The following is a 14,520-nucleotide window of genomic DNA, read 5'->3' on the forward strand; positions in this document are numbered from 1 at the left end:
CTTTTTCATTTCTGCATCCTCAGTGACACCGCCCTTGTAGGAGCGGCGCCCCGCCGCGAACATCAGCCCCGCAATCTTCGCCCGGCCCAAAAAAAGCTTCGCCCCGAGGCGGGGCTCCTACGCTAATCCACCAAACGACGCTGCCCTGTAGGAGTCGCGCCTCGCGGCGAATGGTAGCCATCCAGCAATGCCAAGCCTATGCCCAAAAACGTCGCCCAACCGCCCTCATATCCACACCGCATCCCAATGCGGATAATCACCCGCTCGCTCCACAAGTCCAGCTCTTAAAGGATTTGCCACCACATATCTCGCCACACTCCGAACATCCTCCTCCCGGCGCAACGCATGATCATGGAATCCCTTTTGCCATATCGGCCTACCCAGGCGCTTGGCGGAAATGGATTTGACCCTGCCCACCAAGCGGGTCAGGTCCTCACTCTGCAGTTGCAACAGCCAATGCAGATGATCAGGCATCACGACAAAGCAGAGCGTTTGGTGCGATCCAAGCAGCTCATCCTGGCGAATGATTTGTATGAGCGTGCGCGCCGCTGAGAAATCAGCAAAGACAGGGATGCGACCATTGGTTACGGTAGTGACAAGATAGATTTGCCCGCTACTGGACCAGCGTCCATCACGAAGCTTATGCGCGGCGTAGCGTTTCTCAGTCATCGGATTCCCTTCCGTTAGCGTTCGCCAGTTCAGCTTAGCTTACCGAGCCAGGGGCCAGAGAAAGCTTCGCCCCGAGACGGGGCTCCCACACCAAACCGCAAAACAACGCTCCCCCCTGTAGGAGCCGCGCCCCGCGGCGAATGGCGGCGATCCCGCAATATCGAGCCCATACCCAAAAGCTTCACCTCGAGGTAGATCGCCTACGTAAAGCCCTCGTTTTCACAACTAACCGCAAAACTCGCTAACACCTTGTTTTTTGGGCTGTTCAAAAGCTGACCCGCGTGCTACAACCGAACCGTCGAGTCTTCTAGCCGCTTGAAAAAGAAGGGAAAACCATGACCAAGTCGGAGTTGATCGAAAGAATTGTCACTCATCAGGGTCAGCTGTCCTCCAAGGATGTTGAGTTGGCCATCAAGACCATGCTGGAGCAAATGTCCCAGGCATTGGCCACGGGGGATCGCATCGAAATTCGCGGCTTTGGCAGCTTCTCGCTGCACTACCGCGCACCGCGTGTGGGACGTAACCCGAAAACCGGTCAGTCGGTACGTCTGGACGGCAAGTTCGTGCCGCATTTCAAGCCAGGCAAGGAGTTGCGCGACCGGGTCAACGAGGACGAGTGACTGCGCTTTGTCATGCTTGCGAAATCATGGAAAACCGGCAAAATGAGCGGGCTTTCACAGGGCACGCTGTTGCCAAATTTCCAGCTGGTTCAGTTAATTACCATTCTCTGAGCGGTCATCCGCACTACTGGGCCGAGTCCCTTTAAATTTTGCCAGCGTTAAGGGATTGACTCGTGCGGCACCCCTCGATTGTTCATCACGGCGCCGTAACAGGTGTGACTGGCTCATGCCATCAGCTACAGATGGATGATGAGCACGCACTGCTGATTGACTGCGGCCTCTTTCAAGGCGCTGAAACTTCCCCTGAAGGTCGGGCAGGCGCGGGCAGGCTCGCAATCGACTTCTCTCTGGACGGCATCAAGGCTCTGGTCGCGACTCATGTTCATATCGACCACGTGGGCCGCATACCCTATTTGTTAGCGGCTGGCTTCAAAGGACCGATTCTCTGCAGCGAACCGTCGGCCAAGTTGTTACCCATCGTCCTCGAGGATGCCTTCAAGCTCGGTTTCAGCCGCGACCAGAAACAAGTCGAGCGCTACCTCAAACTGATCGAGCAGCGCATCGCCGCCTTGCCCTACAAGCAGTGGTTCAGCTTAATCGACACGCCGCAGCTCAACGCTCGCATTCGTTTGCAGCGTGCTGGCCACATCCTCGGCTCGGCCTACGTCGAGGTTGATCTGCACTACCCCGAGACGGGCGAGAAGAAACGCATCGTGTTCTCTGGCGACCTGGGCGCACCTCATGCGCCAATCCTCCCGGCGCCTAAAGCCCCATACAAAGCCGATATTCTGGTCATCGAAAGCACCTACGGCGACCGCCTGCATGAGGATCGTCGCAGTCGTCGCGCGCGACTGGAAAAAGTGCTCGAACATGCGCTGAGCAACCAGGGCACGGTTCTGATCCCTGCCTTCAGTATTGGTCGCACTCAAGAGCTGCTCTACGAACTTGAGGACATCATCCATCGCAGAGCGCTGAAAGAGTCAGCGAAGGCTCAGTCGAGTGCTTCCGGGCCGAACACCAGTAAAGCGCCAGCCCTCGAGTGGGCAAGTTTGCCCATCATCCTCGACTCTCCGTTGGCCAGCCGCTTCACTTCGGTTTATCGCGAGCTTGATCAGTTTTGGGATGCAGAGGCGAGGGCGCGATTGGCCAAAGGCCGTAACCCACTGGCTTTCCGCAACCTGCTAACGGTCGATAGCCACCAGGCCCACCTGGCGATGGTCAACCGCCTGACGCAAACCGCTCAGCCGGCTATCGTCATCGCAGGCAACGGTATGTGCTCCAGTGGGCGCATCGTCAACTACCTGAAAGCCATGCTCGGAGATGCACGGCATGACGTGCTCTTCGTCGGCTACCAGGCGGATGGCACGCCAGGAAGGCAAATCCAGCGCTTTGGCCCGCGTAGTGGCTATGTGGAATTTGACGGGCAGCGCTATGACATTCGTGCTCAGGTGCATACCATAGGCGGTTATTCAGCTCATGCCGATCAGTTAGGGCTGGTAAGGTTTGTCACCCGCATGAGCGCGTGGCCAAATGAAATTCGTCTGGTGCACGGCGACAAGCCGGCTAGACGTGCTTTGGCTGATGCATTGCGAGAACGCTATGTTGACCAGAGCAGTGATGTGGACATCCTGTTACCGGGCATTGATGAGGAGACAGGGATGGGGTGAGCCGTTGCCATTCCTTTGCGGACACGCCCAGTAAATCTGCGGCTTTGTCGCTCTATCTAGAGTTTGGTTGGGCCGGAAAACCGGCCTGCCATTACCTTGATCAGTACCCACCACACAGGTTCAATGTTTCATGACGTCAACTAACCCTATTCAACCAGTAGTACTGTGCGGCGGATCAGGTACGCGACTGTGGCCGCTATCGCGGTCAGGCTTTCCAAAGCAGTTCCTTTGCCTGGTAGGCAACGACAGTTTGTTCCAGCAGTCCATCAAGCGTCTTCTGGGTGGTAGTGAGTCAAATGATGCGCCTTCTTCGCCCTACATCGTATGCAATGAAGAACACCGCTTTTTGGCACAAGAGCAACTCAGGGAGCTTGGGGTCGACAATGCAACATTCCTGCTAGAGCCGGTAGGGCGTAATACCGCACCAGCGCTGACTCTGGCTGCCCTCGCTGCGCGCGAATCGGGAGCAGATCCAGTCCTTGTAGTTACCCCTGCGGATCAGGCCATCACTGACGACGAGGCTTTCCGCGTTGCGATGTATCGGGCGGTTGAATCTGCGGTTGAAGGCAACATTGTCATCCTCGGCATTACGCCTGACAGGCCTGAAACGGGCTATGGCTATATCAAGGTGACTTCTGACAAAGAGGTAGTTGCTACCGTTGAGCGTTTTGTCGAGAAGCCCGATCGGGACACCGCTCAAGCCTATCTGGATGAGGGCGGCTACTACTGGAATGCGGGCTTATTCGTACTCAAGGCCTCGGTATGGCTAGCGGCTCTGGAGAGCTTTAGACCCGATATTCTTCAGGCTAGCGTTAAGAGCTGGGCGGGCAAGCGAATTGATGGTGTTTTTATTCGACCCGATAAAGAGGCTTTTACGGCGATTCCTAGCGAATCGATCGATTACGCCGTCATGGAGAAGTGCCCAGGAAGTGCCTTACCCATCAAGATGCTACCGCTGGATGCTGGCTGGAGTGACCTGGGTGCCTGGGATGCCGTATGGAGCGTGTCGCCCAAGGATGACAAGGGTAATGCCCTTCACGGAGATGTGCTGATAACCGAAAGCAGTAATTCGCTTGTACATGCCAGCAGCCGCCTTGTAGCACTGGCCGGCGTTGAGAACCTTGTGGTGATTGAAACAGCAGATGCTGTTCTGGTTGCAGACAGAAGCCGCTGCCAGGACGTTAAGCAGATTGTCAGCCTGCTTAACCAGCAGTCTCGCGAGGAGCACACCCTTCACCGCAAGGTACACCGTCCGTGGGGCTGGTATGACAGTATCGATGAGGGTGGACGCTTCAAGGTCAAGCGTATACAGGTCAACCCCAAAGCGAGCCTGAGCCTTCAGAAACACCACCATCGAGCCGAACACTGGATCGTAGTGCAGGGGACAGCAGAAATTACGAGAGGTAGTGAAACACTGTTGCTCAGCGAGAACCAGAGTACCTATATCCCCCTTGGTGAGGTTCATCGTCTGGCGAATCCTGGCAGCATCCCGTTGGAGATCATTGAAGTGCAGTCTGGCAGCTACCTGGGCGAGGACGACATCGTACGTTTTGATGATCAGTACGGGAGAAGCCATTGAAAATCGCCATCGCTGGCCTTGGTTACGTCGGCCTGGCCAATGCCGTTCTGCTGGCGCAGCACAACGAGGTCGTGGCTGTGGATCTTGTCCCTGAAAAGGTTGATCTACTGAACCGCCGCCAAGCGCCCATCCAAGACCCGGAGATCCAGGAGTTTCTGGATAACAAATCACTCAACTTCCGAGCGACGCTTAATAAGAACGAAGCCTATGAAGGCGCTGACTTCGTCATCATAGCGACGCCGACAGACTATGACCCTGAGACTAATTACTTCAATACGCAGTCCATTGAGGCGGTCATCCGAGATGTCGTTGACATCAATCCCGATGCGCTGATGGTCATCAAGTCGACAGTGCCGGTGGGGTATACAGCAAGGACTCGACAGGAGTTCAACACGGAAAACCTCATCTTCTCTCCCGAGTTTCTGCGTGAGGGGAAGGCGCTCTACGACAACCTCTATCCAAGCCGAATCGTTGTGGGCGAGCGATCGGCCAGGGCTGAAGTGTTTGCAGGGCTTCTGCAGCAAGGGGCGGTTAAGCAGGACGTGCCGGTGCTATTCACTGATAGCACCGAGGCTGAGGCCATCAAGCTGTTTGCCAACACCTACCTTGCAATGCGTGTCGCATTCTTTAACGAGCTAGATACTTACGCGCTTACACATGATTTGGATACTCGTCAAATTATCGAAGGCGTATGCCTGGATGATCGTATCGGGTCGCATTATAACAATCCCAGTTTTGGTTATGGCGGCTATTGCCTGCCAAAGGACACCAAGCAACTTCTGGCAAATTACCAAAATGTACCTCAAAATATTATTCATGCGATTGTCGAGGCCAATACCACACGCAAGGACTTTATCGCAGAAGATATTTTACGGAGAAACCCTAAAACAGTAGGGATATATAGATTGGTTATGAAGGCTGGCAGCGACAATTTCCGCGCTTCAGCAGTTCAGGGCATCATGAAACGATTAAAAGCGAAGGGATTAGATGTAATTGTTTTTGAACCGGCACTTTCAGAATCGCAGTTCTATCGCTCGCGTGTAGTCAGAGACTTGGCGTCATTCAAGAAGGAGGCGGATATCATCGTCGCAAACCGCTTGAGTGAAACCTTGGCAGATGTCACTGATAAGGTATATACACGTGATCTTTTTGGGGGTGATTAATGAAAGTCCTGGTGACTGGGGTTGCTGGATTTATAGGTATGCATGTCGCCAAGCGACTGCTTGAGCGCGGCGACGAGGTCTTTGGTATTGATAGTTTAAATGACTATTATGATCCGTCCCTAAAATTAAAGCGCCTGGAGCAATTAAGCCCCTATACTAACTTTAGGTTCTTTCGAGAAGATATTTCTGATAGTGCTGCCATTGCGAATATTTTCTCTGAAGTAAGGCCGGAGCGTGTGGTTAATTTGGCAGCGCAGGCCGGTGTCCGTTATTCGCTGCAAAATCCGGGTGCATATATTCAAAGTAATCTAGTAGGCTTTGCCAATATATTGGAAGGTTGCCGGCGGAATGAGGTTGAGCATTTGGTGTACGCGAGCTCTTCAAGTGTATACGGCGCTAATACGAAAATGCCTTTCTCGGTACTCGATAATGTGGATCATCCGGTATCCCTATACGCAGCAACCAAGAAGTCGAACGAGTTGATGGCGCATAGCTATAGTCATTTATATAAATTGCCAACGACAGGCTTGCGCTATTTTACAGTATATGGCCCTTGGGGAAGACCAGATATGGCTCCTTGGTTATTTACCTCGGCCATCCTTGAGGGGCGCTCTATTGATGTGTTTAATCATGGCAAGATGCTTCGAGATTTTACTTATATCGATGATATAGTCGACGGCACCGTGCGTGTGCTTGATCAGATTCCACTGTCTAACCCTCAGTATCTTGCTGATGGAGTGGATCCATCGGTAAGTCATGCACCTTATCGTATTTATAATATCGGAAACCATATGCCAGTTGAGCTTATGGAGTTTATAAAATGCCTTGAGAATGCGCTTGGTATTGAGGCAGTAAAAAATTACCTGCCGATGCAAAACGGAGATGTACCCGCTACCTATGCAGATATAGATGCTATTAGTTCGGCAGTAGGGTTTGAGCCTCGAACCAATTTGTCCGATGGCATATGGGCTTGGGTAAAGTGGTATAAGGCTCATATAGCATCATGAGTTTTACTAGTGCGCTTAAATGGTCTTTTTTAGCCGAGCTTTCTACTAAGTTAATTCAGCCATTTGTTTTTTTAATTTTGGCTTGGTTTCTTACTCCAGAGGATTTTGGGGTAATGACAGCCGCTCTCATGGTTATCGCTTTTTCCCAGATATTCTGGGAAGCGGGGATGGGAAAGGCTTTAATTCAACGTCAGACAGAGCTTGATGCGGCAGCTAATGCCGCTTTTTGGATTAATATTACTCTTGCAGTATTCATTGTAGCGCTTCTCTATATGTCAGCCTCATCTGTAGCTAGAAATCTTTTCCAAGATGAGCGTGTCACCGCTGTGCTGAAAGTTATGACTCTTCAGGTAATACTAGGTGCGTTAGGATCTGTACAGAGTGCCCTGCTACAAAAAGATATGGGATTCAAAAAGCTATTTTGGATTCGCTTTTCAACAGTTAGTTTACCTGGGCTTGCTTCTGTTCCTCTGGCATGGCATGGCTTAGGATATTGGGCTCTAGTCGTTGGAACCTTGTTTGGTCAGTTAGTTCAAGTATTTATGCTTTGGCGGATGAGCAAATGGAAACCATGCTTTGGTTTTGACGGGAAAGTCGCTATAGAGTTGTCCCGATTTGGCGCTTGGGTAGGTATAACAGGGCTTCTAGTGTGGTTTTATCAATGGGCTGACGCATTTGTTGTGGGGTTTTATTTGGGAGGGCATGAGCTAGGATTGTATCGAATGGGCAATCAGTTGGTAGGCTTCGTGTTCGCTTTGCTGATCGTGCCAATACTTCCTGTGATTTATAGTGTATTGGCTTCTTCTGGATTTGATAAAAATAACTATGGCATCGCTTATAATGATTTAATTAATAAGCTGGTTCAAGTTGGTATTGTCCTTGGTGTTCTTGTTTGCGTTGCTTTTCTAGGGGGGGCGGAATTTATTTTGGGCGATAGCTGGAAAGGTGTTGGTGTTATTGCTGCTATGTTTGGATTAATCCATGGTTTTGCGTGGATTGTCGGGTTCAATGGAGAGTATTATCGCGCTGCGGGAATGCCTCATCTAGAAACGCTTGCGTTAGTCGTTTCCATGCCATTGTATCTGGCTTGTTATGTATATTTTGCAGCTATCGGTCTGCAAGAGTTTTTGTATGCAAGATTCTTTTTGGTGTTTATCGGTATATTGGTTCATTTATTATTTATATCAAAGGTTCTTTCGGTGGATTTTTCTCGGCTCGGAAGAAATTTTTTAATCACAAGTATTGTTGCTTTTTTCGGTTTTTTGGTTGGAGTCATCCTTAATGACTATATCGAGGATGGGATGATTAAGCTTTTTATAATAGAGGTTTCTGTTTTATTGGTTTTCGTCGCGGGCCTGATGATGTTAAATAAGAAAGAATTTTTATTGATTATTTGTTCGATCTCGGTTATGGGGAAGAAAAAATGAGTGATAAGGTACAAGATTTTCAAGATGAAGAATATTGCTTCCCCTATCACTACGTAAGTGAAATGCCTAGGAAAGGCGGGTTTGTTCAACATTTTGTCGATACGTGGGGTATGAACTACATATCAACTATTGAGTATGTGTTGGAGCGCTTGCAAGAGGTTGACTCATCATCGATAGTTGATGTCGGTTGTGGTGACGGGCGTCTTGCAAGAGAGATGGCGCTTAATTTTCCAGATAAGTACATAGCTGGTATCGATTATTCTTCGCGTGCAATTGCTCTTGCTAGGGCCATGAATCAAGATCTAAAGGGAGTGGTATTTCATTCGCTGGATATAACTAGCGAGTCTCATGAGCGTAAGTATGATGTTGCCGTATTGATGGAGGTTTTCGAACATATTCCCCCTGAAGACTCTGCAAGATTTCTAGAAGGGTTGTGTTCATTGTTAACTCCTGATGGGATTTTATTACTTACGGTTCCTCATTCGAACAAGCCAGTTGAGTATAAGCATTACAGGCACTTTTCATGTGATTGTATTTCTGAGATTTTTTCTAAGCATTTTGATGTCATTGAGGTAAGGCCTTTTGAGCGCTCGGGGTTGATTCGGAAATTTTTAGAAGTGATTCTGTGTAATAGGTTCTTTGTGCTGAACAATCGAAGGCTGTCTGGTTTTATATATAAGATACAGAAAAAATATTTATTTGAATGTGATGAGAAACGATGCCAGCGTATTTTTGTTAAGGCTAGGCTTAAGTCACTATGATCTCCGTTATCATCCCTACGCGAAATCGCGCTGACCTGTTGGCTCAAGCGCTGGACTCTATCGCCTCTCAATGCATGGACAGTTCAGCGTTCGAGGTTGTTGTAGTTGATAATGGGTCAACAGATACTACGTCAGATGTAATTGAGGAGTACCGCGGCAGTATTCCTAATTTGATTGGTATCTATGCGCCAGATCCAGGCCTGCACAATGGCCGTCATGCTGGCATGATGGCTGCCAAGGGAGAGATACTCGTCTTCGCTGATGATGATATCGAGGCGCTGCCTACTTGGCTGGAAAGTATTGCTGAGGCTTTTCAAGATTCCGATGTGGCAATGGTTGGAGGGAATAATTACCCGAAATTTCTCGAAGAACCACCTCATTGGCTAAGAAAACTTTGGAAGCGCTCTGATACTCAAGGCTATCATTTTATTCCGTCGTTAAGTGTTATTGAGTTCACCCATTCACCCAGGAATATTTCGCCTTATTTAGTATGGGGCTGTAATTTTTCAATTCGTAAAGATGTTTTGCTCCAGGCTGGAGGATTTCACCCTGACGGAATGCCGCAGGAACTTATTCGCTTTCGTGGTGATGGTGAAACTCATGTTTCACGATTTGTCGAGGGCTCTAAGATGAAATGCGTATTTCACCCAGGGGCGTCGGTTTATCATAAGGTCACGCCAGAGCGAATGACGATGAGGTATTTCTACCAGCGAGGGTTCAATCAAGGGATCTCTGACTCCTATACCTCTCTGCGGGAAGCGCAAAATACTAAAGAAACGATAGAGAATAATCGCTTGCGAGGTATTATCGTTTCAGCTGTTGGTAAAGTAGCCCGTTTTTTTGAGGGAAGAGAATTGAGACTGGCCTTAGAGGCTTTGCGTAAAGGTCATAAGGACGGTTTTGACTATCACCAACAGGTCTATCGTGATGATCTGGAAGTTCGTGAGTGGGTTCATCGCTCGGTTTATTATTGAGGAGGATTTCCCATGATTGAGAAAATTGTCTGGGACGGAAAGATGCTTGCATTGATATTGCGAGCAAACTATCACGAAGATGGCATACAATTTTTTACCCCAGATGATTTTTCGCAGCAGCTGGGCTATATGAACCGCCCTGAGGGTTATGTGATTCCTCCGCATGTACACAATCCAGTGCCGCGAGAAGTTCAGTATACGAAAGAGGTGCTGTTCATAAAGTCAGGCAAGGTAAGAGTTGATTTTTATGATGAAAATCAAAATTACTTGGAGAGCCGGGCGCTCAGTGAAGGCGATGTAATCCTGCTGGCTTTTGGGGGGCATGGTTTTAAAATGCTGGAGGCGAGTGAGATCATTGAGGTCAAACAAGGCCCCTACGCTGGAGAGGCAGATAAAACAAGGTTTGAGCCCCTTGCGACCGAACAGGTGAGATTGAAATAACTATGAGCTTTATTCCTGTTAACGAACCACTCTTAAACGGTAACGAGAAGAAATACTTAGCCGAGTGTATTGATACTGGCTGGATCTCCTCTGAAGGCCCTTTCATTCAGCGTTTTGAGAAGGAATTTGCTGAGAGCGTGGGGCGTAAATACGCCATTGCCGTCTCTAATGGTACTGCAGCTTTGGATGCAGCGGTGGAGGCGCTTGGATTGGCGCCTGGCGACGAGGTTATCCTACCGACGTTTACTATTATCTCCTGTATCAGTCAGATTGTTCGTGCAGGGTTAGTGCCAGTATTAGTAGATAGTGATCCAGTAACCTGGAATATGGATGTGACCCAAGTCGAGGCAAAAATTTCCCCTCGCACGAAGGCAATTATGGCTGTCCATATATATGGCTTGCCTATCGACATGGCTCCACTGCTAGATATTGCTCGTCGTTATGGACTGAAAGTTATTGAAGATGCAGCCGAAATGCACGGGCAGACCTATCATGGTCGCCCCTGTGGTAGTTTCGGTGATATTAGTATATTTAGTTTTTATCCGAATAAGCATATTACTACCGGCGAAGGCGGGATGATTGTCACGAATGATGACCATCTGGCTAGCGAATGTCGGAGTTTGCGTAATCTTTGTTTCCAACCCCATAAACGCTTTGTTCATGAGCGATTGGGGTGGAATCTACGCATGACAAATTTGCAAGCTGCGTTAGGTGTTGCCCAGCTAGAACGGTTACCCGAGTTTGTACAGCGTAAGCGTCAGATGGGAGCTCTTTATCAATCTGGTTTAGCTGGCGTATCTGGTTTGCAGTTACCACTGGCGAGCACCTCCTACGCTGAAAATATTTACTGGGTCTTTGGCGTGATATTGGATGCTAGTGTTCCGTTTGATGCAGAAGAAGCAATGAGGCGCCTTGGTAAGATGGGGATTGGAACTCGACCATTTTTTTGGTCAATGCATGAGCAGCCTGTCTTTCAGAAAATGGGATTGTTTTGTGGTGAGCGCCACCCTGTTTCGGAGAATATGTCCCGACGTGGATTTTATGTTCCTAGTGGACTGGGATTGACTCAAGAACAACAGGAAACTGTTATCGACGCTGTACGTACAATTATGGATAGCTGATGTGATGAAGGTTTTTGATCAATATGCCCGTTATTATGATCTGTTGTATCGAGATAAAGATTATCATGGCGAGGCTGATTTTATACTTTCCTTACTGCGCAGATATGCTCCTGGCAGTAAGGCAATCTTTGAGATGGGATGTGGGACAGGTATTCATGCCAAAATGTTTGTCGAGGCAGGCCATAGTGTTCATGGTATCGATTTAAGCGACACAATGTTGAAGGCTGCAATACTTCGCCGTGAAGCGCTTGTGCCAGATATGCGTGAACGTTTGGCGTTTTCTCCTGGTGATGTGCGTAGCTATCGTTCCGGGCGCAAGTTTGATGTGGTGCTGTCGCTCTTTCACGTATTCAGTTATCAAAATGAGAATGCTGATCTACAAGCTGCTTTCTCCACTGCTGCGACGCATTTAGATGCTGGCGGTATATTCATTTTTGACTACTGGTATGGCCCTGCTGTACTTGCTCAGCGTCCTGAAACAAGGGTTAAGCGGCTGGATGACGGAGAGTTATCTGTTTTGCGGATCGCTGAGTCTTTAGTGTATGAGCAACGGAATGTTGTTGAGGTTAATTATGAAACATATATCAGAACTGCTGACGCTGCCGACTTGATTCGAGAAAAGCACTGTATGCGCTATTTGTTTTTGCCGGAGATTGAATTGTTGGCGGAGTTGCATGGCTTTGAACCTGTTGCTCATCGTGCATGGCTTAGCGATTCGGAACCTTCGATTGAGTCGTGGGCGAGCTTTTCGATTTTGAGGAAAAAATGAAGGTCGGTATCGTATTGGAGCAACGACTGCACAGTGGCGGTGGTTTTCAGCAGGCGCTTAATGCAATAATTCAATTTATTAAAATTTGCCCTTCATGGGTTTCGATAAATATTTATACAACTGTAGCTGAAAATGTTAAGCATGATTCTTTGCGTAATGTTTCAGTTCAATATGTGCGTTCTGGCTTCTTGGAGCGTATAACGAGCCTCCTGCTAGCAAATGAGTTTTTAGCTTCCGCCCCGCTTACAGCGAAAATGAACTTAACTACACGGCTCGAGAGCAAGATGCTCGCTCAGGGTGTGGAGATTGTTTATTTTGTTGGTCCATCTAACTATGCGCTATCACTTCGTTATCTTCCATATATATTTACAGTATGGGATGTGTGTCATCGCGATCATCCAGAGTTTCCCGAGGTCTCTAGTAAAGGTGAGTTTTTTCGCCGTGAAGCGCTCTATCGTAACGCGATAAATCGCTCATATTTGACATTGACGGACTCTGAAGAATTGAAGCGTAAGCTTTGTAATATTTATGGTGCGGATGAGCAGCGATTACTTTCAATGCCATTTCAGCCTGCTCCTTTTTCTAATCTATTTAACTGTCACGATCTCAAAGAGATTGAGTCAAAATTCAACTTGCCTGCTGATTATATTTTCTACCCCGCTCAATTTTGGCCTCATAAAAATCACGTGCGCATTTTGCAGGCGCTTGCGATTCTTCGTAGTAAAGGTAAGTGCTATTCGGCTGTTTTTTGTGGCGGTGACCAAGAGAACAAAAAGACTATACAAGTTCTTGCGGAGAGTTTGGGGCTTTCACGACAGATAGTGTTTACAGGCTTCGTAAGTGAGCGCGACATGTCTGGGCTCTATGCTCTTTCCAAGGTATTGGTGATGCCAACTTATTTTGGTCCTACTAATCTTCCTCCTCTAGAGGCATGGTTAGCGGAAAAACCTGTTGTGTACTCTGAGCCTTTAAAAGCCCAGGTGGGCTGTGCCGCTTTATGTATTGATCCGGATTCTGCAGTTGAACTTGCTACTGCAGTTGAGCGTATTTATAGTGATGATGATCTTGTGGCGGAACTAGTTTTGGCTGGAAAGAGACGGCTCAAGGAGTTTGATTCTATGCGCATAGATTCCGAGAATAAGCTCTTAGAAGTGCTTGAAATATTTAACTGCCGAAAAGCTTGCTGGGGAAAGGTATAATGCAAAAGAAAGCCCTTATTACTGGTATTACTGGTCAGGACGGTTCTTACCTCGCTGAGCTATTGCTGGATAAAGGTTATCAAGTTCATGGTATCAAACGCCGTGCTTCATCATTCAATACTCAGCGAGTAGATCATATCTATCAAGATCCACACGTTGAACATCAGAATTTCGTTTTACACTACGGTGATTTAACCGATTCATCTAACCTCACCCGAATACTGCAAGAGGTTCAACCAGATGAAGTCTACAACTTAGGCGCGCAGTCGCACGTAGCCGTCAGCTTCGAGTCGCCTGAGTACACTGCCGATGTAGATGCTATGGGTACCTTGCGTATTCTCGAGGCTATTCGTTTATTGGGGCTGGAGAAAAAAACTCGTTTCTATCAGGCTTCCACCTCTGAGCTATATGGCTTGGTGCAAGAGATTCCTCAAAAGGAAACGACGCCTTTCTACCCGCGTTCACCCTATGCCGTGGCCAAGCTTTATGCTTACTGGATTACCGTGAACTATCGTGAGGCATACGGCATGTATGCCTGCAACGGAATTCTGTTCAACCACGAATCGCCACGTCGTGGTGAGACCTTTGTGACACGCAAGATCACCCGAGGTTTGGCGAATATCGCTCAAGGGCTAGAGAAGTGTCTATACATGGGCAATATGGATGCACTGCGTGACTGGGGGCATGCGAAGGACTACGTCCGTATGCAGTGGATGATGCTTCAGCAGGAGCAGCCGGAGGATTTTGTTATTGCCACAGGCGTGCAGTATTCCGTGCGTCAGTTCATTCAGTGGTCTGCGGCTGAACTCGGTATTACATTGCGCTTTGAGGGGCAAGGCGTGGATGAGGTAGCAATTATCGAGTCTAGAGAAGGCGATAAGGCACCGGCTCTCAGCATAGGCGATGTCGTGGTGCGTGTTGACCCTCGCTATTTCCGCCCAGCCGAAGTGGAAACTTTGTTAGGTGATCCTGCAAAAGCCAAGCAAAAGCTGGGCTGGGTACCTGAAATTACGGTGCAGGATATGTGTGCCGAGATGGTTCGTGAAGATTTGAAGGTTGCTCAGCGGCATGCTTTGCTCAAACAGCATGGTCATGATGTGCCTGTTTCTGTGGAGAATTGAGT

General features: G+C 48.5%; 14 protein-coding genes. 13 read left to right on the forward strand and 1 reads right to left on the reverse strand.

Features of this window, described 5'->3' with window-relative positions:
• Window positions 1-225: 225 nt before the first annotated feature.
• Window positions 226-669 (reverse strand): REP-associated tyrosine transposase, encoded by a 444-nt coding sequence (locus tag BM186_RS08140; RefSeq protein WP_074914472.1) that lies wholly within the window; start codon window positions 667-669, stop codon window positions 226-228.
• A gap of 335 nt (window positions 670-1,004) precedes the next feature.
• Here BM186_RS08140 and ihfB point away from each other — a divergent pair, with 335 nt between their 5' ends.
• From ihfB to gmd, 13 genes are all read left to right on the forward strand, one after another.
• Window positions 1,005-1,289 (forward strand): integration host factor subunit beta, encoded by a 285-nt coding sequence (ihfB, locus tag BM186_RS08145; RefSeq protein ID WP_003243558.1) that lies wholly within the window; start codon window positions 1,005-1,007, stop codon window positions 1,287-1,289.
• 173 nt (window positions 1,290-1,462) lie between these two features.
• Window positions 1,463-2,956 carry an MBL fold metallo-hydrolase RNA specificity domain-containing protein gene (locus tag BM186_RS08150; RefSeq protein WP_074914474.1) on the forward strand — a complete coding sequence of 498 codons (1,494 nt, stop codon included), beginning with the start codon at window positions 1,463-1,465 and terminating at the stop codon, window positions 2,954-2,956.
• Between the two features lie 130 nt (window positions 2,957-3,086).
• Entirely contained in the window at window positions 3,087-4,535 is a 1,449-nt protein-coding gene (locus BM186_RS08155; RefSeq protein ID WP_074914477.1) for a mannose-1-phosphate guanylyltransferase/mannose-6-phosphate isomerase, read from the forward strand.
• Window positions 4,532-5,698: a nucleotide sugar dehydrogenase gene (locus BM186_RS08160; RefSeq protein WP_074914481.1), complete on the forward strand. Its 1,167-nt coding sequence runs from the start codon at window positions 4,532-4,534 to the stop codon at window positions 5,696-5,698. Before BM186_RS08155 ends, BM186_RS08160 begins: the two co-directional genes overlap by 4 nt.
• Window positions 5,698-6,705 carry an NAD-dependent epimerase gene (locus BM186_RS08165; protein ID WP_074914484.1) on the forward strand — a complete coding sequence of 336 codons (1,008 nt, stop codon included), beginning with the start codon at window positions 5,698-5,700 and terminating at the stop codon, window positions 6,703-6,705. Before BM186_RS08160 ends, BM186_RS08165 begins: the two co-directional genes overlap by 1 nt.
• Window positions 6,702-8,132 (forward strand): oligosaccharide flippase family protein, encoded by a 1,431-nt coding sequence (locus tag BM186_RS08170; RefSeq protein WP_074914486.1) that lies wholly within the window; start codon window positions 6,702-6,704, stop codon window positions 8,130-8,132. Before BM186_RS08165 ends, BM186_RS08170 begins: the two co-directional genes overlap by 4 nt.
• Window positions 8,129-8,893: a class I SAM-dependent methyltransferase gene (locus BM186_RS08175; RefSeq protein WP_074914489.1), complete on the forward strand. Its 765-nt coding sequence runs from the start codon at window positions 8,129-8,131 to the stop codon at window positions 8,891-8,893. Before BM186_RS08170 ends, BM186_RS08175 begins: the two co-directional genes overlap by 4 nt.
• Window positions 8,890-9,867, forward strand: coding sequence for a glycosyltransferase family 2 protein (locus tag BM186_RS08180; RefSeq protein ID WP_074914490.1), 978 nt, complete (start codon window positions 8,890-8,892; stop codon window positions 9,865-9,867). The genes BM186_RS08175 and BM186_RS08180 overlap by 4 nt, the downstream gene beginning before the upstream one ends.
• Before the next feature lie 12 nt (window positions 9,868-9,879).
• Window positions 9,880-10,308, forward strand: coding sequence for a cupin domain-containing protein (locus BM186_RS08185; protein WP_074914493.1), 429 nt, complete (start codon window positions 9,880-9,882; stop codon window positions 10,306-10,308).
• A 2-nt stretch (window positions 10,309-10,310) separates the two neighbouring features.
• Window positions 10,311-11,429 carry a DegT/DnrJ/EryC1/StrS family aminotransferase gene (locus BM186_RS08190; RefSeq protein ID WP_074914495.1) on the forward strand — a complete coding sequence of 373 codons (1,119 nt, stop codon included), beginning with the start codon at window positions 10,311-10,313 and terminating at the stop codon, window positions 11,427-11,429.
• 4 nt (window positions 11,430-11,433) lie between these two features.
• The gene (locus BM186_RS08195; RefSeq protein WP_074914734.1) at window positions 11,434-12,198 is read left to right on the forward strand and encodes a class I SAM-dependent DNA methyltransferase; all 765 of its coding nucleotides are present in this window, start codon (window positions 11,434-11,436) and stop codon (window positions 12,196-12,198) included.
• Entirely contained in the window at window positions 12,165-13,397 is a 1,233-nt protein-coding gene (locus tag BM186_RS08200; RefSeq protein WP_134331496.1) for a glycosyltransferase family 4 protein, read from the forward strand. The genes BM186_RS08195 and BM186_RS08200 overlap by 34 nt, the downstream gene beginning before the upstream one ends.
• A complete protein-coding gene (gene gmd / locus BM186_RS08205; protein ID WP_074914501.1) occupies window positions 13,397-14,518 on the forward strand; it encodes a GDP-mannose 4,6-dehydratase in 1,122 nt (373 codons plus the stop codon). Before BM186_RS08200 ends, gmd begins: the two co-directional genes overlap by 1 nt.
• The last annotated feature ends 2 nt before the right edge of the window (window positions 14,519-14,520 follow it).

The sequence above is a fragment of the Ectopseudomonas toyotomiensis genome (genome assembly GCF_900115695.1).
GTDB lineage: Bacteria > Pseudomonadota > Gammaproteobacteria > Pseudomonadales > Pseudomonadaceae > Aquipseudomonas > Aquipseudomonas toyotomiensis.

Excerpts from the sequence above, each read along its gene's own strand:
- BM186_RS08140 (WP_074914472.1), bottom strand. The coding sequence starts at position 669 with ATGACTGAGAAACGCTACGCCGCGCATAAGCTTCGTGATGGACGCTGG.
- ihfB (WP_003243558.1), top strand. The coding sequence starts at position 1,005 with ATGACCAAGTCGGAGTTGATCGAAAGAATTGTCACTCATCAGGGTCAG.
- BM186_RS08155 (WP_074914477.1), top strand. The coding sequence starts at position 3,087 with ATGACGTCAACTAACCCTATTCAACCAGTAGTACTGTGCGGCGGATCA.
- BM186_RS08165 (WP_074914484.1), top strand. The coding sequence starts at position 5,698 with ATGAAAGTCCTGGTGACTGGGGTTGCTGGATTTATAGGTATGCATGTC.
- BM186_RS08170 (WP_074914486.1), top strand. The coding sequence starts at position 6,702 with ATGAGTTTTACTAGTGCGCTTAAATGGTCTTTTTTAGCCGAGCTTTCT.
- BM186_RS08175 (WP_074914489.1), top strand. The coding sequence starts at position 8,129 with ATGAGTGATAAGGTACAAGATTTTCAAGATGAAGAATATTGCTTCCCC.
- BM186_RS08180 (WP_074914490.1), top strand. The coding sequence starts at position 8,890 with ATGATCTCCGTTATCATCCCTACGCGAAATCGCGCTGACCTGTTGGCT.
- BM186_RS08185 (WP_074914493.1), top strand. The coding sequence starts at position 9,880 with ATGATTGAGAAAATTGTCTGGGACGGAAAGATGCTTGCATTGATATTG.
- BM186_RS08190 (WP_074914495.1), top strand. The coding sequence starts at position 10,311 with ATGAGCTTTATTCCTGTTAACGAACCACTCTTAAACGGTAACGAGAAG.
- BM186_RS08195 (WP_074914734.1), top strand. The coding sequence starts at position 11,434 with ATGAAGGTTTTTGATCAATATGCCCGTTATTATGATCTGTTGTATCGA.
- gmd (WP_074914501.1), top strand. The coding sequence starts at position 13,397 with ATGCAAAAGAAAGCCCTTATTACTGGTATTACTGGTCAGGACGGTTCT.